The 22,052-nt window shown below is 72.9% G+C and carries 25 protein-coding genes and 1 pseudogene; 15 read left to right on the top strand and 11 right to left on the bottom strand.

All coding sequences use genetic code 11. From position 1 onward, the window contains the following. The 4 genes from ABD343_RS28180 to ABD343_RS28165 all read left to right on the top strand — a co-directional run bounded on the left by ABD343_RS28180 (position 1) and on the right by ABD343_RS28165 (position 4,347). Positions 1-930, top strand: coding sequence for an ABC transporter permease (locus ABD343_RS28180; RefSeq protein WP_344532139.1), 930 nt, complete (start codon positions 1-3; stop codon positions 928-930). After that, entirely contained in the window at positions 927-1,754 is an 828-nt protein-coding gene (locus ABD343_RS28175) for an ABC transporter permease (protein WP_344532138.1), read from the top strand. The genes ABD343_RS28180 and ABD343_RS28175 overlap by 4 nt, the downstream gene beginning before the upstream one ends. Beyond that, positions 1,751-2,845, top strand: coding sequence for an ABC transporter ATP-binding protein (locus ABD343_RS28170; RefSeq protein ID WP_344532137.1), 1,095 nt, complete (start codon positions 1,751-1,753; stop codon positions 2,843-2,845). Before ABD343_RS28175 ends, ABD343_RS28170 begins: the two co-directional genes overlap by 4 nt. 158 nt (positions 2,846-3,003) lie before the next feature. After that, on the top strand, positions 3,004-4,347 hold the full coding sequence (locus ABD343_RS28165) for an MFS transporter (protein WP_344532136.1): 1,344 nt from the start codon (positions 3,004-3,006) through the stop codon (positions 4,345-4,347). Positions 4,348-4,426: 79 nt separating this feature from the next. Here the strand turns inward: ABD343_RS28165 and murA are convergent, their stop codons facing one another. After that, a complete protein-coding gene (gene murA, locus ABD343_RS28160) occupies positions 4,427-5,755 on the bottom strand; it encodes a UDP-N-acetylglucosamine 1-carboxyvinyltransferase (RefSeq protein WP_344532135.1) in 1,329 nt (442 codons plus the stop codon). Positions 5,756-6,039: 284 nt separating this feature from the next. On the opposite strand from murA, the gene ABD343_RS28155 reads away from it, so the two are divergent. Together ABD343_RS28155 and ABD343_RS28150 are read left to right on the top strand one after the other, a co-directional pair. Next, entirely contained in the window at positions 6,040-6,846 is an 807-nt protein-coding gene (locus tag ABD343_RS28155) for a YqgE/AlgH family protein (RefSeq protein WP_344532134.1), read from the top strand. Between the two features lie 15 nt (positions 6,847-6,861). Next, entirely contained in the window at positions 6,862-7,158 is a 297-nt protein-coding gene (locus tag ABD343_RS28150) for a DUF3039 domain-containing protein (RefSeq protein ID WP_344532133.1), read from the top strand. 124 nt (positions 7,159-7,282) lie between these two features. Here the strand turns inward: ABD343_RS28150 and ABD343_RS28145 are convergent, their stop codons facing one another. From ABD343_RS28145 to ABD343_RS28130, 4 genes and pseudogenes are all read right to left on the bottom strand, one after another. Continuing rightward, the gene (locus tag ABD343_RS28145) at positions 7,283-8,191 is read right to left on the bottom strand and encodes an SDR family oxidoreductase (RefSeq protein ID WP_344532132.1); all 909 of its coding nucleotides are present in this window, start codon (positions 8,189-8,191) and stop codon (positions 7,283-7,285) included. After that, positions 8,188-8,415, bottom strand: a complete 228-nt coding sequence (locus ABD343_RS28140) for a hypothetical protein (protein WP_344532284.1) — start codon at positions 8,413-8,415, stop codon at positions 8,188-8,190. Before ABD343_RS28140 ends, ABD343_RS28145 begins: the two co-directional genes overlap by 4 nt. Then, positions 8,412-8,840 (bottom strand): hypothetical protein, encoded by a 429-nt coding sequence (locus ABD343_RS28135; protein WP_344532283.1) that lies wholly within the window; start codon positions 8,838-8,840, stop codon positions 8,412-8,414. Before ABD343_RS28135 ends, ABD343_RS28140 begins: the two co-directional genes overlap by 4 nt. Before the next feature lie 31 nt (positions 8,841-8,871). Further along, positions 8,872-9,204 (bottom strand): annotated as a pseudogene (locus tag ABD343_RS28130) (MFS transporter); the annotation flags it as partial. 72 nt (positions 9,205-9,276) lie between these two features. On the opposite strand from ABD343_RS28130, the gene ABD343_RS28125 reads away from it, so the two are divergent. Further along, entirely contained in the window at positions 9,277-10,374 is a 1,098-nt protein-coding gene (locus ABD343_RS28125; protein WP_344532131.1) for an AraC family transcriptional regulator, read from the top strand. Here the strand turns inward: ABD343_RS28125 and ABD343_RS28120 are convergent. Continuing rightward, positions 10,319-10,951 carry an SMI1/KNR4 family protein gene (locus ABD343_RS28120; protein WP_344532130.1) on the bottom strand — a complete coding sequence of 211 codons (633 nt, stop codon included), beginning with the start codon at positions 10,949-10,951 and terminating at the stop codon, positions 10,319-10,321. The genes ABD343_RS28125 and ABD343_RS28120 overlap by 56 nt on opposite strands. Positions 10,952-11,028: 77 nt before the next feature. Between ABD343_RS28120 and ABD343_RS28115 the strand changes: the two genes are divergently transcribed. The 6 genes from ABD343_RS28115 (at position 11,029) to ABD343_RS28090 (ending at position 16,273) form a co-directional block, all read left to right on the top strand. Next, a complete protein-coding gene (locus tag ABD343_RS28115) occupies positions 11,029-11,724 on the top strand; it encodes a ComEA family DNA-binding protein (RefSeq protein ID WP_344532129.1) in 696 nt (231 codons plus the stop codon). A gap of 85 nt (positions 11,725-11,809) precedes the next feature. Beyond that, positions 11,810-12,646 carry a M55 family metallopeptidase gene (locus ABD343_RS28110; RefSeq protein ID WP_344532128.1) on the top strand — a complete coding sequence of 279 codons (837 nt, stop codon included), beginning with the start codon at positions 11,810-11,812 and terminating at the stop codon, positions 12,644-12,646. Positions 12,647-12,787: 141 nt separating this feature from the next. Further along, on the top strand, positions 12,788-13,405 hold the full coding sequence (locus tag ABD343_RS28105) for an RNA polymerase sigma factor (protein ID WP_344532275.1): 618 nt from the start codon (positions 12,788-12,790) through the stop codon (positions 13,403-13,405). Continuing rightward, positions 13,402-14,424: a CU044_5270 family protein gene (locus tag ABD343_RS28100; protein WP_344532127.1), complete on the top strand. Its 1,023-nt coding sequence runs from the start codon at positions 13,402-13,404 to the stop codon at positions 14,422-14,424. The genes ABD343_RS28105 and ABD343_RS28100 overlap by 4 nt, the downstream gene beginning before the upstream one ends. Before the next feature lie 116 nt (positions 14,425-14,540). Then, on the top strand, positions 14,541-15,227 hold the full coding sequence (locus ABD343_RS28095) for a hypothetical protein (protein ID WP_344532126.1): 687 nt from the start codon (positions 14,541-14,543) through the stop codon (positions 15,225-15,227). Between the two features lie 197 nt (positions 15,228-15,424). Beyond that, positions 15,425-16,273 (top strand): hypothetical protein, encoded by an 849-nt coding sequence (locus ABD343_RS28090; protein ID WP_344532125.1) that lies wholly within the window; start codon positions 15,425-15,427, stop codon positions 16,271-16,273. Between the two features lie 3 nt (positions 16,274-16,276). On the opposite strand, the gene ABD343_RS28085 is transcribed toward ABD343_RS28090, so the two are convergent. Then, positions 16,277-17,212, bottom strand: a complete 936-nt coding sequence (locus tag ABD343_RS28085) for an MASE1 domain-containing protein (RefSeq protein ID WP_344532274.1) — start codon at positions 17,210-17,212, stop codon at positions 16,277-16,279. A 169-nt stretch (positions 17,213-17,381) separates the two neighbouring features. Further along, entirely contained in the window at positions 17,382-18,206 is an 825-nt protein-coding gene (locus ABD343_RS28080) for a PP2C family protein-serine/threonine phosphatase (protein WP_344532124.1), read from the bottom strand. A gap of 234 nt (positions 18,207-18,440) precedes the next feature. Here ABD343_RS28080 and ABD343_RS28075 point away from each other — a divergent pair, with 234 nt between their 5' ends. Beyond that, positions 18,441-19,106 (top strand): HAD family hydrolase, encoded by a 666-nt coding sequence (locus ABD343_RS28075; RefSeq protein ID WP_344532123.1) that lies wholly within the window; start codon positions 18,441-18,443, stop codon positions 19,104-19,106. A 46-nt stretch (positions 19,107-19,152) separates the two neighbouring features. Here ABD343_RS28075 and ABD343_RS28070 read toward each other — a convergent pair whose 3' ends face one another. The 3 genes from ABD343_RS28070 to ABD343_RS28060 form a co-directional block, all read right to left on the bottom strand. After that, a complete protein-coding gene (locus ABD343_RS28070; RefSeq protein ID WP_344532122.1) occupies positions 19,153-19,959 on the bottom strand; it encodes an SDR family NAD(P)-dependent oxidoreductase in 807 nt (268 codons plus the stop codon). Between the two features lie 53 nt (positions 19,960-20,012). Next, positions 20,013-20,672, bottom strand: a complete 660-nt coding sequence (locus tag ABD343_RS28065; protein WP_344532121.1) for a TIGR03086 family metal-binding protein — start codon at positions 20,670-20,672, stop codon at positions 20,013-20,015. Positions 20,673-20,747: 75 nt separating this feature from the next. After that, complete coding sequence (locus tag ABD343_RS28060; RefSeq protein ID WP_344532120.1) at positions 20,748-21,335, bottom strand: hypothetical protein; 588 nt, start codon at positions 21,333-21,335, stop codon at positions 20,748-20,750. A 135-nt stretch (positions 21,336-21,470) separates the two neighbouring features. On the opposite strand from ABD343_RS28060, the gene ABD343_RS28055 reads away from it, so the two are divergent. Next, entirely contained in the window at positions 21,471-22,037 is a 567-nt protein-coding gene (locus tag ABD343_RS28055) for a hypothetical protein (protein ID WP_344532119.1), read from the top strand. The last annotated feature ends 15 nt before the right edge of the window (positions 22,038-22,052 follow it).

Below are 22,052 nucleotides of genomic sequence, written 5' to 3'. Positions count from 1 at the left end.
ATGACGATGACGAAGACAACACGGGCGCCCGGGACGGTGCCCGGGGAGGCGCCGCGCGAGGCGCCCCGAGAGGTCCCGCGGAAGGCGCCCCGACGGGTGCCCCGCTGGCCCGCCGTGGTGCCGTTCTTCGCCTTCATGGCGCTCTGCTTCGGCGTACCGGCCGGGACGATGGCGTACAACGCCTTCACCGTGATCGACCCCGACAGCGGGGCGAGCGAGTACAGCCTGCACAACGTGACGACCTCGCTCTCCGGGCAGTACGCCACCGGGCTCGCCGGGAGCGTGAAGCTCTCGCTGCTGACCGCCGTGCTGGCCACGGCGCTCGGCGCGGTGATCGCGCAGGCCGTGGTCAACTCCCGGAACAGCGCCCTCCGGAAAGCCGTCGTCTCGGCGTCCGGTGTCTTCGCGAACTTCAGCGGCGCCCCGCTCGCCTTCGCGTTCATCGCCACGCTCGGCACGACCGGCACCGTGACGCGGCTGCTGGAGCTGCAGCGCGCCGGGTTCAGCCTCTACACCTTCACCGGACTCGTGCTCGCCTACCTCTACTTCATGGTGCCGCTCATGGTGGTGACCGTGCTGCCCGCGCTCGACGGGCTGCGCGGCCAGTGGCGGGAGGCCGCCGCCTCCTGCGGGGCCACCCGCGCGCAGTTCTGGCGGCACGTCGGGCTGCCCGTGCTGATGCCGTCGCTGCTGGGCGGCGCGGTGCTGATGTTCGGCACCGCGTTCGCCTCGCACGCCACGGCCGCCGTGATGACGGGCAGCTCGGTGCCGCTCATCACCATCCAGATCGCCAACGCGCTCTCCGGCAACGTCCTCGTCGGCCAGGAGAACCTGGCGCTCGCCATGAGCCTCAACATGGTCGTGATCGCGCTGCTCGTCATCGCCGTCCAGATACCGCTGCGCCGCCGGAGCGAGAGGTGGCTGGGATGAGGACGAGCCGATTCGGGAGCGCGGCCGTCCTGTTCGCCGCCGCGCTCTACTTCCTGGTGCCGGTCGCCGCCTCCCTCTGGTTCACCGTCGACGACCCCGCGAAGGGGCTGAACCTCGACGCGTACGTCAAGGGGATCGGCGACGAGGGCATGCTGCGCAGCCTGCTGCTCTCGCTGCGGCTCGGGCTCGCGACCGTCGCGCTCGGCCTGCTGCTGATGGTGCCGACCATGGTCGTCGTCACGCTGCGGCTGCCGAGGCTGCGCCGGCTGGTCGAGGTGCTGTGCATGGTGCCGCTGATCGTGCCGCCCATCGCGCTGGTGGCGGGCGTCAGCACGGTCCTCTCCTGGGAGGAGGACCTGATGACCACGCCGTTCTACCGGACCTTCCAGCTCCTCCACGACAAGAGCTTTCCGCTGGTCCTCGTCCTCGTCTACACGGTCATGTCGCTGCCCTTCCTGCACCGTTCGCTGGACGCCGGGCTGCGCGCGATCGACCTGCGGACGCTGGTCGAGGCCTCCCGGAGCCTGGGCGCCACGCGCGCGGCCACGCTCTGGCGCGTCGTCGTGCCGAACCTGCGGCCCGCGATCGTCAGCGGCGCGGTGCTGAGCCTGGCCATGGTGCTGGGCGAGTTCACCGTCGCCACGGTCCTCGGCTTCGAGCCGTTCGCGGTGTGGATGGTGCACGTCGGCGAGTACGAGGCACAGCTCTCCGTCGCCGCCGCCATGCTCAGCCTGCTGATCACCTGGGGCCTGCTGCTCCTGCTCACCAACCTCGCCGGGGGCCGGATCCGGCGGATCCGCGACCGGAGGAAGACCACCTCATGACCACGACCGCACCGGAACCCACCACCACCCGCGCGGGAGTCGGCCTGCGGCTGGACGGGCTGCGCCGCTCCTTCGGCCGTACGACCGCGCTCGACGGGCTCGACCTCGACATCGCCCCCGGCGAACTCGTCGCCCTCCTCGGCCCGTCAGGCTGCGGCAAGACGACCGCGCTGCGCATCGTCGCGGGCTTCGAGACCGCCGACTCCGGGGCGCTGCTCATGGACGGCGAGGACGTCACGCCCGTCCCCGCGCACCGCCGCGACATCGGCATGGTCTTCCAGTCCTACAGCCTCTTCCCCAACATGACGGCCGCCGAGAACGTCGCCTACGGCCTGCGCGTACGCAAGGCCGCCAAGGCCGAACGGGCCGCGCGGGCCGAGGAACTCCTCGACCTCGTCGGGCTGCCCGGGCGCGGCGGGCACTACCCGCACCAGCTCTCCGGCGGCCAGCAGCAGCGTGTCGCGCTCGCCCGCGCCCTCGCGATACGCCCGCGCGTGCTGCTCCTCGACGAGCCGCTCTCCGCGCTCGACGCGAAGGTGCGCCTCCAGCTCCGCGAGGAGATCCGCAGGCTGCAACTGGAGCTGGGCATCACCACCCTGTTCGTCACCCACGACCAGGAGGAGGCGCTGTCCATGGCCGACCGCGTCGCGGTGATGCGCGACGGACGGCTGGAGCAGTGCGCCGCGCCGAGCGAGCTGTACGAGCGGCCCGCGACGCCCTTCGTCGCCGAGTTCGTCGGCACGATGAACCGGCTGCCGGGCGTCGTCCGCGACAAGGGCACCGTCACCGTGCTCGGCCGCGACCTGCCCGTGCACGGCGCGTGCCCGGCCGCCGGTACGGAGGTCGAGGTGCTGCTGCGGCCCGAGGGCCTGAAGGTGGGGGCGGAGGGGGACGGCGGCGAGCCCGCGACCGTACGCGTCGCCACGTTCCTCGGCGGGACCACCCGGCTGCACCTGACCACGGACTCCGGCGCGGAGGCCAAGGCGGACCTGCCGAGCTGGGAGGCCGGGTCCCTCGGCGTCGGGGCCCGCTGCGTGATCACCCCGCACGAGAACCCGGTTCTCGTGGAGGAGGCTTCCACCGGCGATTGAGGGTTTCCCGGGGCGCGTTCCCGGTGACGGGCGCGTACGCGCGGAAAAGTTCCCGGAGTTGCTCGAACGGAAGGATGGAGAGCGGGAAAGGAGCCCCTTCCCTTTCCCGCGCTCTCTCCCTTCACGGGATTTCCTTCCACCCCCGGAGTGCCTTTCCCATGCCCGGACGCCGTCCCGTACCGGCCCTGTTCGTCATCGCCGCGGCCCAGCTCATCGTGGTCGTCGACGCCACGATCACCAATATCGCCCTGCCCAGCGTCCAGAACGACCTGCGCGTGTCCGACGCGGATCTCGCCTGGGTCGTCAACGCCTACGCGCTCGCCTTCGGCGGCCTGCTGCTCCTCGGCGGGCGCGCCGGGGACCTCTTCGGACGGCGCCGGATATTCCGGCTCGGCATCGCCGTGTTCACGCTCGCCTCACTGCTCGGCGGGCTCGCGCCGGGAGCCGGGACGCTCATCGGGGCCCGCGTCCTCCAGGGCGCCGGTGCCGCGCTCGCCGCGCCCAGCGCGCTCGCGCTGATCACCACGACGTTCCCTGCGGGACCGCCGCGCAACCGGGCCATGGGCGTCTACGCGGCCATGGGCGGCCTCGGCGGCACGATCGGCATGCTGCTGGGCGGGGCGCTGACCGGGCTCGACTGGCGCTGGGTCTTCTTCATCAACATCCCGGTCGGCGTGCTGATCCTCGCCGGATCCCGCACCCTGGCGGAGGCCGAGCGGCACCCGGGACGGCTGGACGTGCCCGGCGCGGTCACCGGCACGGGCGGGCTGGTCGCCCTCGTCCACGGAATCACGCGGGGCGGCGAGCACGGCTGGGGCGACGGCCCCACGCTGCTCTCCTTCGGAGGCGCGGCGGTGCTGCTGGCCGTCTTCCTGCGCGTCCAGGGGCGCTCGGCGCATCCGATGATGCCGCTGCGGCTGCTGGGGGACCGGAACCGGGCGGGGAGTTACGCGACGATGCTCTTCATGGGCGGCGGGATGTTCGCGATGTTCTACTTCCTGTCGCTCTACTTGCAGCTCGTGCTCGGGTACAGCCCCGTGAAGGCCGGTTTCGCGAGTCTGCCGTTCAGCGTCGGGATGGCCGCCGCCGCGGGGCTCAGCTCGCGGCTGAGCGCGCGGGTCGCGCCGCGGGCCCTGGCGGGGCCGGGCCTTCTGGTGGCGGCGCTGGGCCTGTTCTGGTTCGCGAGCTTCGACGCGGAGACGCCGTACGGTACGGCGGTGCTGCCCGCCGCTCTCGTGACGGCGCTCGGGCTGGGGGCCGGGTTCGTGCCGATGACCCTCGGAGCGGTGTCCAGGGTCGCCGCCGCGGAGACGGGGGTGGCCTCCGCGGTCCTGAACACCGCCCAGCAGATCGGTGGCGCCGTCGGCCTCGCGGCCCTTTCGGGTACGACGGATCACGGCCACGCGTTTCTGGGGGCCGCCGCGATTTTCCTCGCCGGAACGGTGGTGGTGACGACCGTGGTCACCACCACCGCCCAACGAGAACCCGCCCCGACGACCTGAGCGCCCCGTCAGGGGCGCGGGCCTGTGTCCATGTGCGGCTCCGCCGCGTGGGCGCGGCCGGGCAAGGTCCCTGAAGGGGTTACGGGCGTTCCACCTTGGCGCCGAGTTCCACGAGCTTCTGCTGGAAGTTCTCGTAGCCGCGGTTGATGAGGTCGATGCCGTGGACGCGGGACGTGCCCTGGGCCGCGAGCGCGGCGATCAGATAGGAGAAGCCGCCGCGCAGGTCGGGGATGACCAGGTCCGCGCCCTGGAGCTTGGTGGGCCCCGAGACGACCGCGGAGTGCAGGAAGTTGCGCTGGCCGAAGCGGCACGGCATGCCGCCCAGGCACTCGCGGTAGAGCTGGATGTGCGCGCCCATCTGGTTGAGCGCGGACGTGAAGCCGAGCCGCGACTCGTAGACCGTCTCGTGGACGATCGAGAGGCCCGAGGCCTGGGTCAGCGCCACGACCAGCGGCTGCTGCCAGTCGGTCTGGAAGCCCGGGTGGACGTCCGTCTCCAGCGCGATCGCGTTGAGCGGGCCGCCCGGGTGCCAGAAGCGGATGCCCTCGTCGCCGATCTCGAAGGCGCCGCCCACCTTCCGGTAGGTGTTGAGGAAGGTCATCATCGACTTCTGCTGCGCGCCGCGTACGTACACGCTGCCCTCGGTGGCCAGCGCCGCGCTCGCCCAGGAGGCGGCTTCGAGGCGGTCCGGGAGCGCGCTGTGGTTGTAGCCCCCGAGGGAGTCCACACCGGTGATCCGGATCGTCCGGTCCGTGTCCATCGAGATGATCGCGCCCATTTTCTGCAGGACGCAGATCAGGTCCTCGATCTCCGGCTCGACAGCGGCGTTGGAGAGTTCCGTCACACCGTCCGCGAGGACGGCCGTGAGCAGCACCTGTTCGGTCGAGCCGACCGAGGGGTACGGCAGCCGGATCTTGGTGCCCCGCAGCCGCTGCGGGGCCTCCAGGTACTGGCCGTCGGCGCGCTTCTCGATCGTCGCGCCGAACTGGCGCAGCACGTCGAAGTGGAAGTCCACCGGGCGGCCGCCGATGTCGCAGCCGCCCAGGCCCGGGATGAAGGCGTGGCCGAGGCGGTGCAGCAGCGGCCCGCAGAAGAGGATCGGGATGCGGGACGACCCGGCGTGCGCGTCGATGTCCGCGACGTTGGCGCTCTCCACGTGGGACGGGTCGAGCATCAGCTCGCCCGGCTCGTCGCCGGAACGGACGGTGACGCCGTGCAACTGGAGGAGGCCTCGTACGACGCGTACGTCACGGATGTCCGGCACGTTGCGCAGGCGGCTCGGCGCGCTGCCCAGCAGGGCGGCGACCATGGCCTTCGGTACGAGGTTCTTCGCGCCACGGACACGGATCTCGCCCTCCAGCGGGGTGCCACCGTGGACAAGAAGGACGTCGGCAGGGCTGTCGGTCATGGATCTCCGCGTTCCTGGCGATGGGTTGGGACAAAAGGTCATCGTAATGGCCACGCGCACCCCTCCCGAAGGGCCGAGGGGGGTGCGGGAACGTCACAGGTGCGCAATAACACGCTCCGTTCCCGCAACGTCACGATGCGGTCCGGACCGATCCGTTCCGCCGCGCGGCGCGGGGACGGGGGAGCGCTCCCCCGGGGAGTCCTACGAGTGCCCCCTGTTCCGGGTGCTGAACCGATCTGGCGGTTGGGTCCCCGCGGAGGGCGCGGGTGCGGGATCATTGCCCTATGACCGAGGTGTCCTCGCTCACCGGGCGGCTGCTCGTCGCCACTCCGGTGCTGGCCGACCCGAATTTCGACCGCGCGGTGGTGCTCCTCCTCGACCACGACGAGGAGGGCTCCCTGGGCGTGGTGCTGAACCGTCCGACGCCCGTGGACGTCAGCGACATCCTTGAGCCCTGGGCGGCGCTCGCCGGGGAGCCCGGCGTCGTCTTCCAGGGCGGTCCTGTCTCGCTGGACGCGGCCCTGGGCGTCGCCGTGGTGCCCACGGGCGGCGTGGGCCGTACCAGAGCCGCCGCCCCGCGCGCCGATCTCGACACGGCGGACGGCGCGGACCGTGCGTACCCGGGACAGGGCGGCGGCGACCGGCCGGGAAGAGCCGGGAGAGGCGAGGGAGCCGAGGGAACCGAAGGCGCGGAGCGCACCGAGGGTACCGAGGGGAGCGACGCGGGCGAGGGCCGCGCCGAGGAGGACGGGCCCGAGGGCCGCGGCCAGGGGGCCGACGGGCGGGACGGTGCCGACGGGCCGCTGGGCTGGCGCCGGGTGCACGGCGCGATCGGCCTGGTCGACCTGGAGGCCCCGCCCGAGCTGCTCGCCGCCGAGCTGGGCTCGCTGCGGATCTTCGCCGGATACGCGGGCTGGGGGCCCGGCCAGTTGGAGGACGAGCTGTCCGAGGGCGCCTGGTACGTGGTCGAGTCCGAGCCCGGCGATGTGTCGTCGCCCGCGCCCGAGGGGCTGTGGCGGTCCGTACTGCGACGGCAACGCAGCGAGTTGGCGCTCGTGGCGACGTACCCGGACGACCCTTCCCTGAACTGAGTACCCTTGGATTGCATGAGCATCAGTGAGCCTGAGCGCGGCGGCAGCACCGGCACCCTTGTCGAGCCCACGCCGCAGACTTCGCACGGTGACGGCGACCACGAGCGGTACGCCCACTATGTCCAGAAGGACAAGATCATGGCGAGCGCGATGGACGGCACGCCCGTCGTCGCGCTCTGCGGGAAGGTCTGGGTGCCGGGGCGCGACCCCAAGAAGTACCCGGTCTGCCCGATGTGCAAGGAGATCTACGAGACCATGGGCCCCGGCGGCGACAAGGGCGGCAAGGACGGCAAGGGCGACGGCAAGAAGTAGCGCCGCGCTCCTGTCGGCCGCACCGGCCGCGTAGGGCTCCACCGCGTGCCTCGTCCGCGCCCTTCCCGGGTGCGGACGAGGCACGCGGTGCGTTCGGGGGGCTACCGCGCGAGGCGTTCGGGGGCTACCGCGCGGGTGCCTCCGCCCACCGTTCCCAGCGCTGTGCTCCGGCCCACTCGGCGGCGGGCGTGAGGCGTACGCCCAGGGTGCGGGCGGTTCTCGCCGGGTCCGGGGCGAGGAGGGCGGGGTCCCGCCCGCTCGCGACGTGGTGGTAGATCCCGGCGACGCCCGCCGCCGCCCCGGCGCCCACGGCGCGGGCCAGCCCCGCCTCGAAGCGGTCCACGCCCAGCGGCACGTACCGCACCTCCCGCCCCAGCCCCCGCCCGAGCGCATCCGCCAGCTCGGGTCCGGTGAGCGCCTCCGGGCCCCCGACGGACAGCACCCGCCCCTCCATCTCCGGGCCCTCGCGGTCGAGCGCGGCCACGACGACCCGGGCCAGGTCGGCGTGGGCCATCCACGCCACGGGCAGCTCCGCGGGCAGCGGGCAGGCGAGCACGCCGTCACGGACGAGGGCCGGGCCGTGCCAGGGGCTGTGCAGGTTGTCGAGGTAGACGGTCGGCCGGACGACGACCGTGGGCACGCCGCTCGCCCGCAGCACCTCCTCGGCGGCCCGCCGGGTCTCGAACCCCGGCCGGTCCGTGGGGCGTTCGGGCAGCGGCGTATTGGTGTTGAGGACCAGTCGCCGCACGCGGGCCGCGCGGGCGGCTCCGGCGAGGTTGCGGGCGTATCGGACGACGGTGGCGTGGTCGTACTCCAGGGGCAGCGTGAGGGCGGCGTGTGTGACGCCCTCGAAGGCGGCGCGTACGGCCGCGGCGTCCCCGAGGTCGCCCGCGTGGACCGCGACCCCGGCGGGGCTCGCGCGGGAGCGCCGGGCGAGGCCGCGCACGTCGGCGCCGCGCGCCGCCAGCAGGCGGGCCACGGCACCGCCCTGGGCGCCGGTGGCGCCGGTCACGAGATAGCGGCGGATCGTCATCGCATGCCTTTCGTCGGTTCGTCCGTCCGCGCGCCGAGGCGCAGGCGGACGCTGAACAGGGCTGCCAGGGCCGCGAGTACGGCCCCGGTGAGGAAAGCGGCGGCGAAGCCCTCCGTGAGGGCCGCGCGGGGGTCCGCCGCGCCGGACCCGGCGGTGACGGTGGCGGACACGCCCGACAGCACCGCGAGGCCCAGTACGGAGCCGAACTGGAGGCTCGTGTTCACCAGGCCGGAGACGAGGCCCGCCTCCCGCTCGTGCGCGCCGTGGGTGGCGGCGACCTGCGTCGCGCGAAGAGCCCGAGCAGGGCGAGGGCCGCGGCCCCGGACACGAGCGGGCCCGGGGCGGGCCGGCCGCTCTCGCCCGCGCCGACGAGGGCGTACGCGAGGAGCGTCAGGCCGAGCGTCACGGTGACCGCGCCGGGCACGTCGAGCGGGCGTACGGCCCCGGGCACGCGCCCCTCGGGGAGGAGGCGGGGCGCGGGCGCGAGCAGCGCGAGCCCGGCGAGGACGTTCACCGCGAACGTCGACTCCCAGCCCAGCCAGCCCGTCAGCACGCCGCCCAGCACCGTGCCCGCGGCGCCGCCCGCCCCGGCCGTCGCGGCGAAGACGCCGAGTGCCCTGTGCCGTTCGACCGTCGGGGAAGAGGGCAAGCAGCAGGGCCAGCGCCGCCGCCGCCGCGAGCGCGGCGCCGACGCCCTGGAGCGCGCGGGCCGTCACGAGCGCCGCCGCGTTCGGGGCGCAGGCCCCCAGGAGGCTCGCCGCGCTCAGCGGGGCGAGCCCCGCGACGTACACCCGGCGCCGCCCCAGCAGGTCCGCGGCGCGCCCGGCGAGGAGGAGCAGCCCGCCGAACGCGACGAGGTAGGCGTTCGCCGCCCAGGACAGCGCGGCGGGGGAGAGGCCGAGGTCCCGGCCCATGGAGGGCGCCGCGACGTTGACGACGGAGGTGTCCAGGAGCAGGACGAACTGGGTGCAGGCGAGGAGATCGAGGGGCGCCCGCCGGGTTTCGCTGATCACCGTTCCAGCCTCGGACGGCGGCTCGGTACGCTCAATCAACAGATGACGCCGATGACTTAAGGATCGTCCACGATGGATGCCACGGAACCGGACGTCCTCAGCGATGTCCTCGGTCCGCTGCGGCTGACGGGCCTGTACGTCAGCAGGTGGCTGGCGGGCGGCCGCTGGGCCGTGGCGGGGCACGAGGACAGCAACGCGGTGCTGCACCACATGGTGCGGGGGTCGTGCGTGGTGACGTTCCCCGACGGGCCGTCCGAGGTCCTGGTGGAGGAAGGGGACCTCGCGCTCTTCCCGTACGGGACGGCACACACGTTCGCGTCACGGGAGGGCGGCGTCGCGGCCCCGTTGGCCTCGCTGCTCCCGCCGGAGGGACCGGGTCCCGGCACGGTGGTGCTGGGCGACGGCGGGGAGGGCGGCGCGGAGACGGAGATGCTGTGCGCCACGCTCCGGTACGACGCCGCCGCCGAACCGGCCCTCTACCGGGCGCTGCCGCGCGTCCTGGTCCTGCGGCGGGCCGTGCTGGCCGGGGAGCCGCTGCTGCGCGGCACGCTGGAGGCGCTCGCGACGGAACTGCCGCGTGCGGCTACGGGGCGTGCGGCTACGGGGCGTACGGATACGGGGCGTACGGATACGGGACGTACGGATACGGGGCGTACGGCTCATGGGCAGCGTGCGGCTCCGGGGGCGCGGCTCGTCTCGCTGCGGGCGTTCGAGATGGTGTTCGTGCTCGCCCTGCGGGCCGCGATGGAGCGGTCGGCGGAGGAGTCCCCCGCGCTCCAGGCCCTGCGCCATCCCGGCATCGGACGGGCGCTCGCGGCGGTCTACGGCGCGTACGACCGCCCCTGGACCGTCGGGACGCTGGCCCGCGAGGCGGGGATGTCGCGCTCGGCCTTCTCCCGCCTCTTCCACGACCTCGTCGGCGAGCCCCCGGCCCGCCATCTCCAGCGCCGCCGCCTCCAGGAGGCCCGCGCGCTGCTGGGCGACGGCGCGGTGCCGCCGGCCGCCGTCGCGGCGCGCGTCGGCTACCAGAGCCAGGTCGGGTTCCACCTGGCGTTCCGGAAGGAGTGCGGGGTGACGCCGGGGGAGTACCGGGCCCGTGCCGCCGCAGCGCCGCTCACAGCACCACCGGCCGGTACGCCATCGCGCGGTCCACGATCTCCTCGGGCGTGAGCGGCGGGTCCCGGTGGAAGACGAGGTCGGCGACGCGGGGGTGCGGCACGCGGGCCCGCAGCGTGTCGAGCGCGGCGTCCTCCTCGGCCTCCGTCCCCAGCGCCCCGGTGGCCAGCGCCCGTACGAGCGCGATCAGTTCGTCGCGCCGGGTCACGTACCAGTCCTCGCCGTCGCTCGCGAGTGCGTCCCGCAGGAACGCCGCGAACGACGGCGCGATCACGTAGCGGTGGTCGGTCTCGTGGTCCCACGCGAGCACGTGTTCGGCGCCGTCGGTGGGGCGCCGGAACGCGAAGTGGTCGCCGCCGCCGTTGTCCCCGAAGAGCACGAGGCCGTCGAAGGGCGCGTACAGCTCCCGGAACCGCGGCTCCTCCCGGAACGCGAGGTTCTCCCGCAGCACCCTTCCGGCGCTCCAGACGAGGTCGGTCCCGTACGCGTCCGCGATGCCGTCGGCCTCCGCCAGGAATCCGCGGAGCGCCGCCGGGAGCGGGTGCCCGAGCCCCGCCTCGACGTGCGCCAGGAGTTCACCGGAGGCGGGCTCCGCGCCCGCGTCGGCCGTCGCCACGATCTCCCGCCACATACGACCGGAACCTATCAGCGCCCCTCCGTGCCTATTCTGGGATGGAGCGTCCGTAATGGCGGGATCGGGGGATCGGCATGGGCAAGGGGAAGAGGGACCGGCAGGGAACGGGACGGCTCGTCGGCAGTGTGCTGTGGGCGTTGATCCCGGTGCTCACGCTGGGGTTCGGGACGGCGCCGGTGATGATGCACGCGGCGGCGCGGCTGCGGAGGGTCGCGCAGGCGCTGCTGACCGTGCCGTACATCGCGGCGACCGGGCTGGTCTTCCTCTTCGACCCGGATGTGTCGTCCACGCAGGAGATGCTGTTCGGGACGGGGATGCTGTTCAACATCGTCGTCGGCAGCGGCCACACCTTCGCGATCCGGAACGCGGTGTGGCGCGACCCGCACCGGGAGACGCCGCGGCAGCGCGCGCTCCAGGAGCGGCAGCAGGCCGTGCTCGCGGCACGCGACGACGCGCGCGCGGCGCGCGAGACCGCGCGGGCCCTCGCCGAGTCCGACCCCGCGCAGGCGCTGGAGCTGCTGATCGGCCGGGCCGACGTCGAGGGCCGCGAGTTCCCCGACGGCGGGCTCGTGGACGTCAACAACGTGCCCAGCAGGATCATCGCCCGCACGCTGCGGGTGCCGGTGGCCAAGGCCGCCGAGATCGTACGGACGCGGGCCGAGGTCGGCGGATTCTCCTCCGCCGAGGACCTGTCGGTGACGGCGGACCTCCCGCCGCACCAGCTCGACCCCGTCGCCGACCGCCTGGTCTTCCTCCCGCCCTCCGCCTGAGCGGCGGCCGCCGCCGCGTAGGTTGGCCGGGAACGGCAGCGGGCAGCAGGCAGCGGTGACGGCGGCAACGGCAACGGAGGACGGCGTGCGGGTCTACATCAGCGTGGACATGGAGGGCGTGACCGGACTGGTCGGCGCGGACGACGTGCAGATGGGCGGCCGGGACTACGAGCGGGGCCGCGTCATGATGACCGAGGACGTCAACGCCGCCGTGCGCGGCGCGCTCGCCGCCGGCGCCGACTCCGTACTGGTCAACGACTGCCACAGCTCGATGCGCAATCTCCTCGCCGACGAGATCCACCCCGAGGCCGAACTCGTGCGCGGCAGGCCCAAGCCGATGAGCATGGTGCAGGACCTGGACGACGGCTTCGGCACGATGCTGTGTGTCGGCTACCACGCGCGGGCGGGCGCGCTCGGCGTCCTCAGCCACAGCTTCATGGGGCACGAGATCGAGGACATGTGGCTCGACGGCCGTCCCATGGGCGAGATCGGCTTCGCCCACGCGACCGCCACGGCGCTCGGCGTCCCCGTCGTCATGCTCTCCGGCGACGACGTGGCCTGCGCGGAGGCCGCCGAGTGGGACCCGGACGTGGTCACCGCGCCCGTGAAGTACGCCCGCGACCGCTTCGCCGCCCGCCTCCTCCCCGCCGCCGAGGCCCGCAAGCTGATCGAGGAGGCGGCGGCGGAGGGCGTGCGCCGTGCGGCCAAGGCCCCGCGTCCGGCGCGGGACACGGTGCCGCGCACGCTGGCGGTGCGCTGGCAGTCGGCGTCCGTGGCCTCGCAGTTGGAGGGCATCCCCGGCGTCACACGCCGCGACGACCGTACGGTCGAGGTCACGGGCGAGGTGCCCGCGCTCTTCCGCCTCTTCGGGGTCTTCTCGGGCGTCGCGTACTCGGTGACGGGGCAGGCGCCGTACTGCTGAGCGTCGCCGTCGGCCGCTGACCGCTGGCCGCCGAGGCGTACGTGACGCGGGTCACGGGAACTCCTTCCGGCCCGCGGAGAGCAAGTGACCGTGAGGGACGCAGATTCAGAGCCGGAGTCAGAGCCGGAGCCGGAGAACGAGGTGCGGCGCCGGGTGCGCGCGGGCGACCGCGAGACGTTCGCCCGCCTGTACGAGGAACACGCCCGCGCCGTCTACAACCACGGCCTGCGCCTGACCGGCGACTGGTCGGCGGCCGAAGAGATCATGTCCGAGACCTTCCTGACGGCGTGGCGCGGGCGCGAGCGCGTACGGGAGGACGGCGGCTCACTGCTGCCCTGGCTGCTGGGCATCGCCACGCACAAGGCGGACAACGCCCGCCGCGCGCAGGGCAGACGGCGCCGCTTCCTGGCGCGCCAGCCGAGGCCGCGCGCGGAGGACGCGGAGGAGGACTTCGCGGCGCGTGCGGCCGGACGCATCGACGACGCGCGGCGGCTGCGCGCCGTCCAGGAGGCGCTCGGCCAACTGCGGCGCCAGGAGCGGGAGGTGCTCACGCTGTGCGTCTGGTCGGGGCTGGACTATCAGCAGACGGCCGAGGCGCTGGGCATCGCCGTCGGCACCGTACGGTCGCGCCTCTCGCGCGCCCGTAAGAAGCTGGCGCGGCTCGCGGAGTACGAACAGGGGGAACCGCGTCCCGCCCGCGGAGAGGTGACAAGTGCGGCCGCGTTCGCGGCCCTGCCCGTGCGGGAGGAACTCTCATGAACGAGCACGACGAGCACGACGAGCGCGAGGACCGCGACTGCGACGACCGTGAGGCGCTTGCCCGTCTGCTTCCGGCCCCGGCCGAACGGGAGCTTCCGCGCGAGCAGCACCTTCGTCACAAGGAACTGCTGATGCGCCACATCGACAATGACCGCGACAACGGGAGAAGGAACCGCCTCCGGCGCCCCGCCCTCCTGATCCCGGCGACCGCGCTCGCCCTGGCCTGCGCCCTCACGGCGGGCATCGCGCTGGGAGGAGACGGGGGAGACGGCGGCAACGGCGGGACGTCCCCGAAAATGCGGCCCGCGGCGGCGCTCCTGCACCGGATCTCCGACGCCGCCGGGGAGAGGAAGACCCCGCCGGTGCGGGACGACCAGTTCGTCTACACCCGTACGAAGATCCGCGAGGCCGATCTGACCAGCGGAAAGGCGGTGGTCGGTCCGCTCAAGGAGCAGGAGACGTGGGCGACGCAGCGGCAGGGCCCGATGCGGAAGCTCGGGGTGTCGCGGATCGACGGCGAGACCCTCCCCATCAACGCCGAACTCGGCGACACGGAGGGCACGCCCGCCGGTCTCAGCCGTCCCACGTACCGCTGGCTCAGCGAACTGCCCACGGACCCCGACAAGCTGCTCGCGTACCTGTACGCGAAGACCCCGCACGCGAAGGAGCGCGAACGGGACCAGGCCGTCTTCGAGCAGATCGGCACCCTGCTGGGCGGGATGATGCCGCCCCGTACGGCCGCCGCGCTCTACCGGGCGGCGGCCGAGCTCCCCGGCGTCACACGCGCGCCCGGCGCCAGGGACGCGATCGGCCGCCAGGGCCTCGGCATCGCCCGCGAGGACACCCGCCACGGCGTCCACACGGAATGGGTCTTCGACGAGAAGGACTTCACCTTCCTCGGCTCCCGCAGCCGCCTGACCAAGGACCTTCCGTACGGCAAGAAGGGCACGCTCCTGTCGAGCGAGGCCGAACTGGAACACGCCGTCGTCGACAGGGCGGGCCGCGAGCCCGGGCGTTGAGCCGAGGTCGTTGAATCGCGGACATCGGATACGGGGAGCGACGTCCTGGTTACGGTTGCTACGGTCAGGTACGCGTCACGTCCCGCCCGTCCCCTCCGTCTCACAGGGAGCGCACCGTGCGACACCCCCGTACCGCCGCCTCACTGACCGCCCTCGCCGCCGCCTCCGCGTTGCTGCTCACGGGATGCGGGGGCGGCGACGACGGAGGAAGCGCCGAGTCCGACAAGATCGAAGGCGCCGGCAACGACAAAAAGTCGACGGCCTCCTCCTCCCCTTCCACCAAGGCCCCGAACGACGACTTCGGCACCTCGAACATCAAACTGCCCTCGGATCTGAAACTGACCTTCGACTGGAAGAAGCCCTCGGACCCGGAGAAGGCAGCAGCGCTCGACGGGGCGGCGGACTATATGCGGGCGATGACCCATGGGACCGTCGTGCAGAAGGTCAAGGACCCGTTGATCGCGAAGCACACGGTTCCCTTCCAGAGTGCGCAGAAGTTCGCCACCGACGTCGTGAAGGAAGACGTCAAGAACCGTCACACGGCCACGGGCGAGTGGCCCCAGTACCGGGCCAAGGTCGGCGAGATCGTCAAGGGGAAGCTGGTCGAGGTCTCCTTCTGCGCCGACCAGTCCAAGTTCTTCAGCAAGGAGATCAAGACGGGCAAGGTCCTGCGGACGAAGCCGAGCGACAAGGACTACATGTACTTCACGCTCGTGATGGAACGCGCCTCGAAGTCCGCGAAGACCTGGCGAGCCCGCACCAACGAATTGAAGCTGGAGGCGGTGAAGGAGTGCGCAAGGTAGCAGCGAGAACCGTGCTCGCATTGATTGTGCCCGTGTTAGTGGTGGTCGGGAGCACCGATGCGCATGCGAGGAGAGTCCCCTACGGGCCGACCGGTAAGGGTCAGCAGGAGGATAACGGCAGATACTCGACGGAGGCGAAGGGCCAGCGGGTCGTTCAGTTCAGTGGGGACGGGGGAGCCGGGAACGGTGGGGGGAATTTGGCTGTTTCGGGGGCGGATTGGGAGCCGCCTCCTTGCTGGTACGCCCCGACGTATACGCCGAAGCAGCTCAAGAAGGCGGTCGACGAGTCCCCGTACGAGCTGACAGGGAAGCGGCCCGACAACGGCGCGAAGAAGCAGGAGATCGACGGGTCGATCCGCGAGAAGTACTCGAAGGGCGACTACAAGAACTTCAACCTCAAGAAGCAGGGCGACGGGATGTTCTGGGCCGCCGTGCCCAATCCGAACGAGAAGGACGCGGCGAAGAGGGAGTCCTGCACGGAGCTGCCGTTCTGGGTGAAGAAGGGCGAGCAGCCGGACGTTCCCGGGGCGATCGACACGAAGATCCTCGCGGCACTCGCGTACCAGCGCATCCAGGTGCCGGAGACGAAAGTCGAGCTGAACCCGGAGAACAAGCAGACGGTACGGCTGCCGACCTGGGCGTGGCTCGACAAGGGGACGTTCAAGCCCCTGTCCGTGACGGCCTCGATCGACCTCGGCGGCGGCGTGGAGCTGTCCGCGACGACGACGGTCGAGCCCGGCGCGCTGAAGCTGGAGCCGGGGACCGAGGACGCGGAGACGCACCCGGCGTCCGGGGAGTGCGCGGCCGGCGAGGACGGCACGATCGGCACCCCGTACACCAAGGGGAACGCGAAGAAGACCCCGCCGTGCGGCATGACGTACCTGCGGTCCACGCCGAAGGGCGAGACGTACGCGATGAAGGCGTCCGTCGTCTGGAACGCGGAGTGGAAGGGCACGGACGGCACCGGCGACAAGCTCCCGGACGGCGTCTTCGGCAACGAACAGCCGGTCCCGGTCCAGGAGGTCCAGTCGGTCAACCGCGACTGACGGTCAGCGTTGTTGTGGGGGCCAGGTTTGGCCGGTGCGGCCTGGGGCGAGGTGTTCGACCAGTTCTGTCAGTTCCAGGCAGGCTCTTTCGACGCTGCGGCGGATGTTGAGCTGCTCCGTGACGAGGGCGGCGAGGAGGAGGGCGGTGAGGGAGACCGAGCCGTTGAAGGCCTGGAGGGTGACCATGCCCTCCAGGAAGGTGTGGCTCGCGAAGGGGCCCGCCTCGTCCGTCGCCGCCGATGTCGCGGCGACCGAGGCCAGGGCCGCGCACGGCGCGCTCCCCGCGAGCTGGAAGCGGAGCGCGGCCCAGACGAGGAGCGGGAAGGTCAGGAAGAGGAGGCTCAGCTCCGACGTCATGACCAGGGGGGTCAGGACCACGGCGGTGATCGCCAGGCCCGCCCCCTCGGCCACCCGCAGCGGGTCCCTCGGCATGCGGAGCTTGCGGGCGAGGAGCAGCAGGGGCGTGAAGACCAGCACTCCCATCGCGTCGCCGGTCCACCACGCCGACCAGACGGGCCAGAAGGAGTCCGAGTCCACCTGTCCGAGGGCCAGCATCAGCGAGGGCCCGGTCGTCGCGCTGATCAGCATGCCGGCGAGCGCCCCGAGGAAGACGAGGGCCAGGCCGTCGCGGAGCCGGTCGAGTTCGAGGCGGAAGCCGACGCGCCGCAGCAGCAGGTAGGAGGCGATCGGCGCGACGGTGTTGCCCGTCGCGATCAGCAGCCCCGTCGGGCTGAGCGTGCTGATCGTGAGGATCACCCCGAACGTGCCCAGCGCGATCCCCGGCCAGACGCGCAGCCCCATCAGCAGCAGGCAGCTCAGCGCGACGCCCGTCGGGGGCCACAGGGGCGTGACGATCGTGCCCTCGATCTCGACGTGCTTCAGCATGCCGACGCGTCCCGCCGCGTAGTAGGCGAGAGCGACCGCCAGCACCCGGATCAGGTCGGAGGGGCGGGGGCGGAGGCCGCGGAGTTCGCGGGGTTCGCGGAGTCCGCCGGGTTCGCGGAGCTTGCGGAGAGGGTTCGAGCGGGACACCCCGTCATCAGACAACGCCTGGTGCTTCGTGTGTATGTGACACGCGCCCGTTCGCCGCGCTTCGTCCGACGTTCGATTACGACACCCCGTCGTGCCGCAGCACCAGCACCGCCGCGTCGTCCGTGTGGTCGCTGAGCGCGGCGACGCCCATCACCTCGGCGGCCAGCTCCTCCGCCGCCGCGCCCGCGCCCGTACCCGCGACCTCGGCGACCCGCGCGAGGCCCTGCTCGATCGGGAGCGAGGGGCCCTCGACCACGCCGTCGGTCAGGAGTACGAGCGCGCCGGGGGCCGTCAGCCGCCGCCGCGTCACCGGGTACGCCTCGCCGGGCTGGATCCCCAGCGGCAGGCCGCCCTCGTCCTCGATGACCCCGGACCGGCCGTCGACCGTGGCCCAGACCGCGCCCACGTGTCCGGCGCGCGCGCCCGCGAGCACCCGGGTGACCGGGTCGAAGTGGAAGAACGCGCAGGTCGCGAAGAGCTCGGAGCCGGTGGCCAGCAGCAGCTCGTTGGCCCGGCCGAGGACCTCCCCGGGGCAGGCCTGGGGCGCCATCGTCGCCACCGCGCGCAGCCCGATCCGGATCTGGCCCATGAACGCCGCGGCCTCGACGTCGTGCCCCTGCACATCGCCGATGGAGAAAGCGAGGGAGCCGTCGGGGAGCTGGAAGCCGTCGTACCAGTCGCCGCCGATCTCGAGCCCGTGCCGCGCGGGCGCGTAACGGGCGGCGATCCGGATGCCGGGCAGCGACGGCAGCTCGGCGGGCAGCATCCCGCGCTGCAGGGCCTCGGCCAGCTCGACCCGCGCCTGCTGGAGCTCCACCCGCTCGCGGGCCTGGGCGGTCAGCCGCCCGAGCCTGGTCAGCAGGTCGTCGGCGTTCACCGCGCGGGGGCGGCGGCGGGCCATGGCCACTCCGTGATCGTCGGGGCCCGTGCCGTCCTGGCCAGGGCCAGGAGACGCTGCCCCCGCGGCGCCTCGCCCCGTCATCCTAAGGTCCCCGCCCCGGTTCCGCGCCCGGACGAAGGGAGGCCCCCGAGGCCCGGATACCGGGTGCCCGGACGCCGGATACCGGACGCCGGACGCCGGACGCCGGACGCCCGGCGCCCGGCGGGACGGTCCTCGCCGTGGTATTCAGGGCCGATGACCGACGCCACCGACGCCACCCCGTTCGACGCCGGGCCCGCCCCGTTCGATGCGGTGCTGTGCGATCTCGACAACGTGATCCGGATCTACGATCCGGCGCCCCTGGCCCGCCTGGAGCGGGCCGCCGGGCTCGCGGAGGGGACCACCGCGCGGGTCGCGTTCGCCCCGGAGCGGGACCGGCCGCTGCTGCTCGGGGAGATCACCAAGGCGGAGTGGGTGGAGACCGTCGCGGCCGGGCTCGTCGAGCGGGAGGCCGGGCGGCTCGACGCCGGGCGGGCGCGGGAGCTGGGCGCCGCGCTCGCCGCCTCGCCGTTCCGGGCCGACGAGGAGGTGGTCGGCATGCTGCGCCGCGTGCGCGCGCGGATGCCGCTCGTGCTCGTGACGAACGCGACCGTCGAGCTGGACGAGGATCTCGCGGCGCTCGGTCTCACCGACCTCGCCCACCACGTCGTCAGCAGCGCCCGCGTCGGCGTGGCCAAGCCGGACCGGGAGATCTACGAGATCGCGGCGGCCCGCGCGGGCGTCCCGCACGCCCGGTGCCTGTTCGTCGACGACAACCTGGAGAACGTCCAGGCCGCCACCGGCCTCGGCATGTCCGGCGTCCACTACCGCGCCCCCGACGACCTCCGGGCGCCCCTCGGATTCCTCCTCCAGGGGCCGTAACCCGCCAGACCGTGGCCGTCAGACCATGGCCGTCAGGCCGTAGCCCTCAGTGGGCCGTGAGGCCCCCGTCCACCACGAACTCCGCCCCCGTCACGAACGAGGACTCGTCGCCCGCCAGGAACAGCATCACCGGCGCGATCTCCCCGGGCCGCCCGGCCCGGCGCATCGGGGTGCGGGCCACGTCGGGCTGGGCGTCGCCCTCCGCGTCCAGGAGGTCCTGGATCATGGGCGTGGCGACGACCCCCGGGTGCACCGAGTTCACCCGGACCCCTCGCGTCGCGTACTCGACCGCCGCCGTCTTCGTCAGCAGCCGCACCGCGCCCTTGGACGCCTGGTACGCCGCCGCCGCGCCGCTGCCGACCAGGCCCAGCACGGACGAGGTGTTGATCACCGAGGCGTTGCCGGAGGCGCGCAGCAGCGGAAGGGCCGTCTTCATGCCCAGCCAGGTGCCCGTCTGGTTGACGGCGATCACGCGGTCCCACGCCTCGCGCCCGGTGTCCTCGATGCCGGGCCAGTCCACGACGCCCGCGACGTTCACCAGGACGTCCAGCCGCCCGAAGCGCCGCTCGACCAGGTCCAGGACCTCGCCCCACCGCTCCTCCGACGTCACGTCGAGCGCCAGGCCCAGCGCCTCCGTGCCGGTCGCCGCGCCGGTCGCCGTGCCGCTCTCCGCGCCCTCCGCCTCCACCAGCCGTGCCGCGAGGTCCGCTGCCGCGTCGCCCTCGACGTCGGCGAGCGCGAGCCGCGCCCCCTCGCGGGCGAACAGTTCCGCCGTCGCGCGGCCGATCCCTCCGGCCGCGCCCGTGATCAGCGCCACCTTTCCCGCCAGCCGTCCGCAGTCCGTGCCGTGCATGGTTCCGCTCCTCTCCGTGCCTGCGCCGAAGAGTCTGCGCAGGTCACGGGGGATCAGCCAGGGAGCGTCGCACCCACCCAGCCCGGGTCGCGCCCCATCAGGCGCAGGAGACGGTGCTGCGGGCCGTCCGGGTCCGTGCCGTCGCCGCCGGGCGGGAGCGGTGCCGCGTAGTAGCGGAAGCTGTTGGTGGGGGAGAGGGGGCTCTCCTCCATCTCGTCGTAGAGCCACTCGACGTGGGCCGCGATCCACGCCACGAGGCGCGGCGGAAGCTGGTCGTCGCCGTCGACCGCCCGCGCGAGGTCCCAGGCGTGCACGGTCATGTCGGTGACCATCAGGCCCAGCAGCTTGCGCCCCACGGCCGGGCCGAACGGATAGTCCACGGGCCTCTCCAGGGCCCCGGGCTCGCGCAGCGCCGCCGCGCAGGACGCCGCGGCCCGCTCGAAGGAGGCCAGGGCCGCCTCGGGCCCGTCGCCGAGCGCGTCCTCGTCCAGCGACGTCAGGAAGTCCTCGGCCTTCCCGCCGCCCAGCAGCGCCGTGTAGACGAGGTTGCCCTGCACCGCGTGGTTCACGAGCTCCGTGACCGTCCAGTCGGGGCAGGGCGTCGGGTCCTTCCAGCGGCCGGGGCCGATCGCGCGCACGCGGCGCGCGAAGCCCGCGTGCGCGTCGTCGAGGAGGGCGAACAGGGTGTCATCGGAATCCTGGGGAACACGCATGCGGCAAGTGTGTGCGCGCCCCCGCCCCGCCCACTGGCGGGAATCCGACATCGCGCTCGCGCCCCTCCGCCCGGGCTACGAGGGGGACTTCGTCGCCGTCATCACCTGGCAGGAGAACCGCAGGCCCTGGTTGGTGCTGTGGGTCTGGTCCATCGTGAGCGTACGGTCGCCGCCGGGGCCGACCGTCACCGTCTCGTAGTCCGTTCCGATGGGCACGGTCGCGACCGACGAGTCCGGCGAGCTGCCGATCTTGAACTGCACCGAGATGCGGTACGTGAACGACTGGTCCGTGGACGAGTTGGAGATGTCGACGTCGTACTTGATCTGCGACGTCGCCCGGCTGTACCGGCAGTTCTCCCCGTTGACCTCGCCGATCGCGCTCGGGTTGTACGTCGGCGCGCTCGACGGCGTCGAGGGCGAGGTGGGCAGGTCGGTGCTGCCGCCCGTGCCCCCGCCGTCCAGGCCGCCGCTCGACGTCCCCGGGCCGTCCAGGCTCGGCAGGTCGCTCGGCGCGGACGGGAGCCCGGAGGGCGCGCCTGTCGGAATTCCGTCCATGTCACCGAGGCCGCCGAACGCCTTGTCCTTGGGGTCGTCCGCACATCCTGCGAGCGCGGTGGTGGCCAGAACGAGTGCGACGGCGCCAATGGCGCGGCGTATGCGCATGTGATCCCCCGTGGTGATGCCCGTGCATGTCAAAAAGCACTCGCAGGGTACCGGATACGGTCGAGCGGCCTTGGTACCTTTGGCGCTCGTACGTTCATGCTTTCAGCTCAGGTTTTCAGCCACGGGGGACGACAGATGAATCAGCCTTGGCCACCGCAGCAGCCCATGCAGCCGCCGATGCAGCCGCCCATGGGCCAGCCGATGCAGCCCATGCAGCCGCCCGGCTATCCGATGCCGATGCCCTTCCCGCCGCAGCGGCGCGGCAGCGGCGTGAAGGCGTTCCTGCTGAGCTGGCTCGTCACCGGCTTCGGCGCGACGCTCTTCGCGGGGCTCCTCCTCGCCAGCTACGAGGACCTCTCCAAGGTCGGCCTCCGCGTGATGTACGTCGTCTTCGCGCTCGTGCTCGCGGTGGCCGTCGGCGGGATCGCGGGCAAGACGGGCGGCCCGAACCCCGGTGCGTACGTCGCGCCCGCGCTGCTGGCGATGTTCGCCGTCTTCATGGGCACCTGCAACGGCTATGTGTTCGTCCTCCTCGACGCGGGCGGCACCGATCTGCTGGAGTCGATGTTCGAGCACGAGCCCGGCGCCCCCGCCGAGTTCTGGTGGAAGGGGCTCAAGGCGGGCTTCGCCCTGCTCGGCCTCGCGGTCGCGGGCGGCGGCGTCTTCGGCATGGCCAGCATGATCGGCAAGAAGCAGCAGTAGCGGCAGCGGCACCGG

This window comes from Streptomyces albiaxialis (assembly GCF_039530985.1).
In the GTDB taxonomy this organism is placed as follows: domain Bacteria; phylum Actinomycetota; class Actinomycetes; order Streptomycetales; family Streptomycetaceae; genus Streptomyces; species Streptomyces albiaxialis.
This window is presented reverse-complemented; position numbering and strand designations above follow the sequence as displayed.

Bases quoted from the DNA above. Each gene is read 5' to 3' on its own strand.
- ABD343_RS28170 (WP_344532137.1), top strand. From the start codon at position 1,751: ATGACCACGACCGCACCGGAACCCACCACCACCCGCGCGGGAGTCGGC.
- ABD343_RS28125 (WP_344532131.1), top strand. From the start codon at position 9,277: ATGGATGCCACGGAACCGGACGTCCTCAGCGATGTCCTCGGTCCGCTG.
- ABD343_RS28120 (WP_344532130.1), bottom strand. From the start codon at position 10,951: ATGTGGCGGGAGATCGTGGCGACGGCCGACGCGGGCGCGGAGCCCGCC.
- ABD343_RS28155 (WP_344532134.1), top strand. From the start codon at position 6,040: ATGACCGAGGTGTCCTCGCTCACCGGGCGGCTGCTCGTCGCCACTCCG.
- ABD343_RS28150 (WP_344532133.1), top strand. From the start codon at position 6,862: ATGAGCATCAGTGAGCCTGAGCGCGGCGGCAGCACCGGCACCCTTGTC.
- ABD343_RS28115 (WP_344532129.1), top strand. From the start codon at position 11,029: ATGGGCAAGGGGAAGAGGGACCGGCAGGGAACGGGACGGCTCGTCGGC.
- ABD343_RS28080 (WP_344532124.1), bottom strand. From the start codon at position 18,206: ATGGCCCGCCGCCGCCCCCGCGCGGTGAACGCCGACGACCTGCTGACC.
- ABD343_RS28145 (WP_344532132.1), bottom strand. From the start codon at position 8,191: ATGACGATCCGCCGCTATCTCGTGACCGGCGCCACCGGCGCCCAGGGC.
- murA (WP_344532135.1), bottom strand. From the start codon at position 5,755: ATGACCGACAGCCCTGCCGACGTCCTTCTTGTCCACGGTGGCACCCCG.
- ABD343_RS28180 (WP_344532139.1), top strand. From the start codon at position 1: ATGACGATGACGAAGACAACACGGGCGCCCGGGACGGTGCCCGGGGAG.
- ABD343_RS28075 (WP_344532123.1), top strand. From the start codon at position 18,441: ATGACCGACGCCACCGACGCCACCCCGTTCGACGCCGGGCCCGCCCCG.
- ABD343_RS28055 (WP_344532119.1), top strand. From the start codon at position 21,471: ATGAATCAGCCTTGGCCACCGCAGCAGCCCATGCAGCCGCCGATGCAG.
- ABD343_RS28060 (WP_344532120.1), bottom strand. From the start codon at position 21,335: ATGCGCATACGCCGCGCCATTGGCGCCGTCGCACTCGTTCTGGCCACC.
- ABD343_RS28065 (WP_344532121.1), bottom strand. From the start codon at position 20,672: ATGCGTGTTCCCCAGGATTCCGATGACACCCTGTTCGCCCTCCTCGAC.
- ABD343_RS28100 (WP_344532127.1), top strand. From the start codon at position 13,402: ATGAACGAGCACGACGAGCACGACGAGCGCGAGGACCGCGACTGCGAC.
- ABD343_RS28165 (WP_344532136.1), top strand. From the start codon at position 3,004: ATGCCCGGACGCCGTCCCGTACCGGCCCTGTTCGTCATCGCCGCGGCC.
- ABD343_RS28070 (WP_344532122.1), bottom strand. From the start codon at position 19,959: ATGCACGGCACGGACTGCGGACGGCTGGCGGGAAAGGTGGCGCTGATC.
- ABD343_RS28175 (WP_344532138.1), top strand. From the start codon at position 927: ATGAGGACGAGCCGATTCGGGAGCGCGGCCGTCCTGTTCGCCGCCGCG.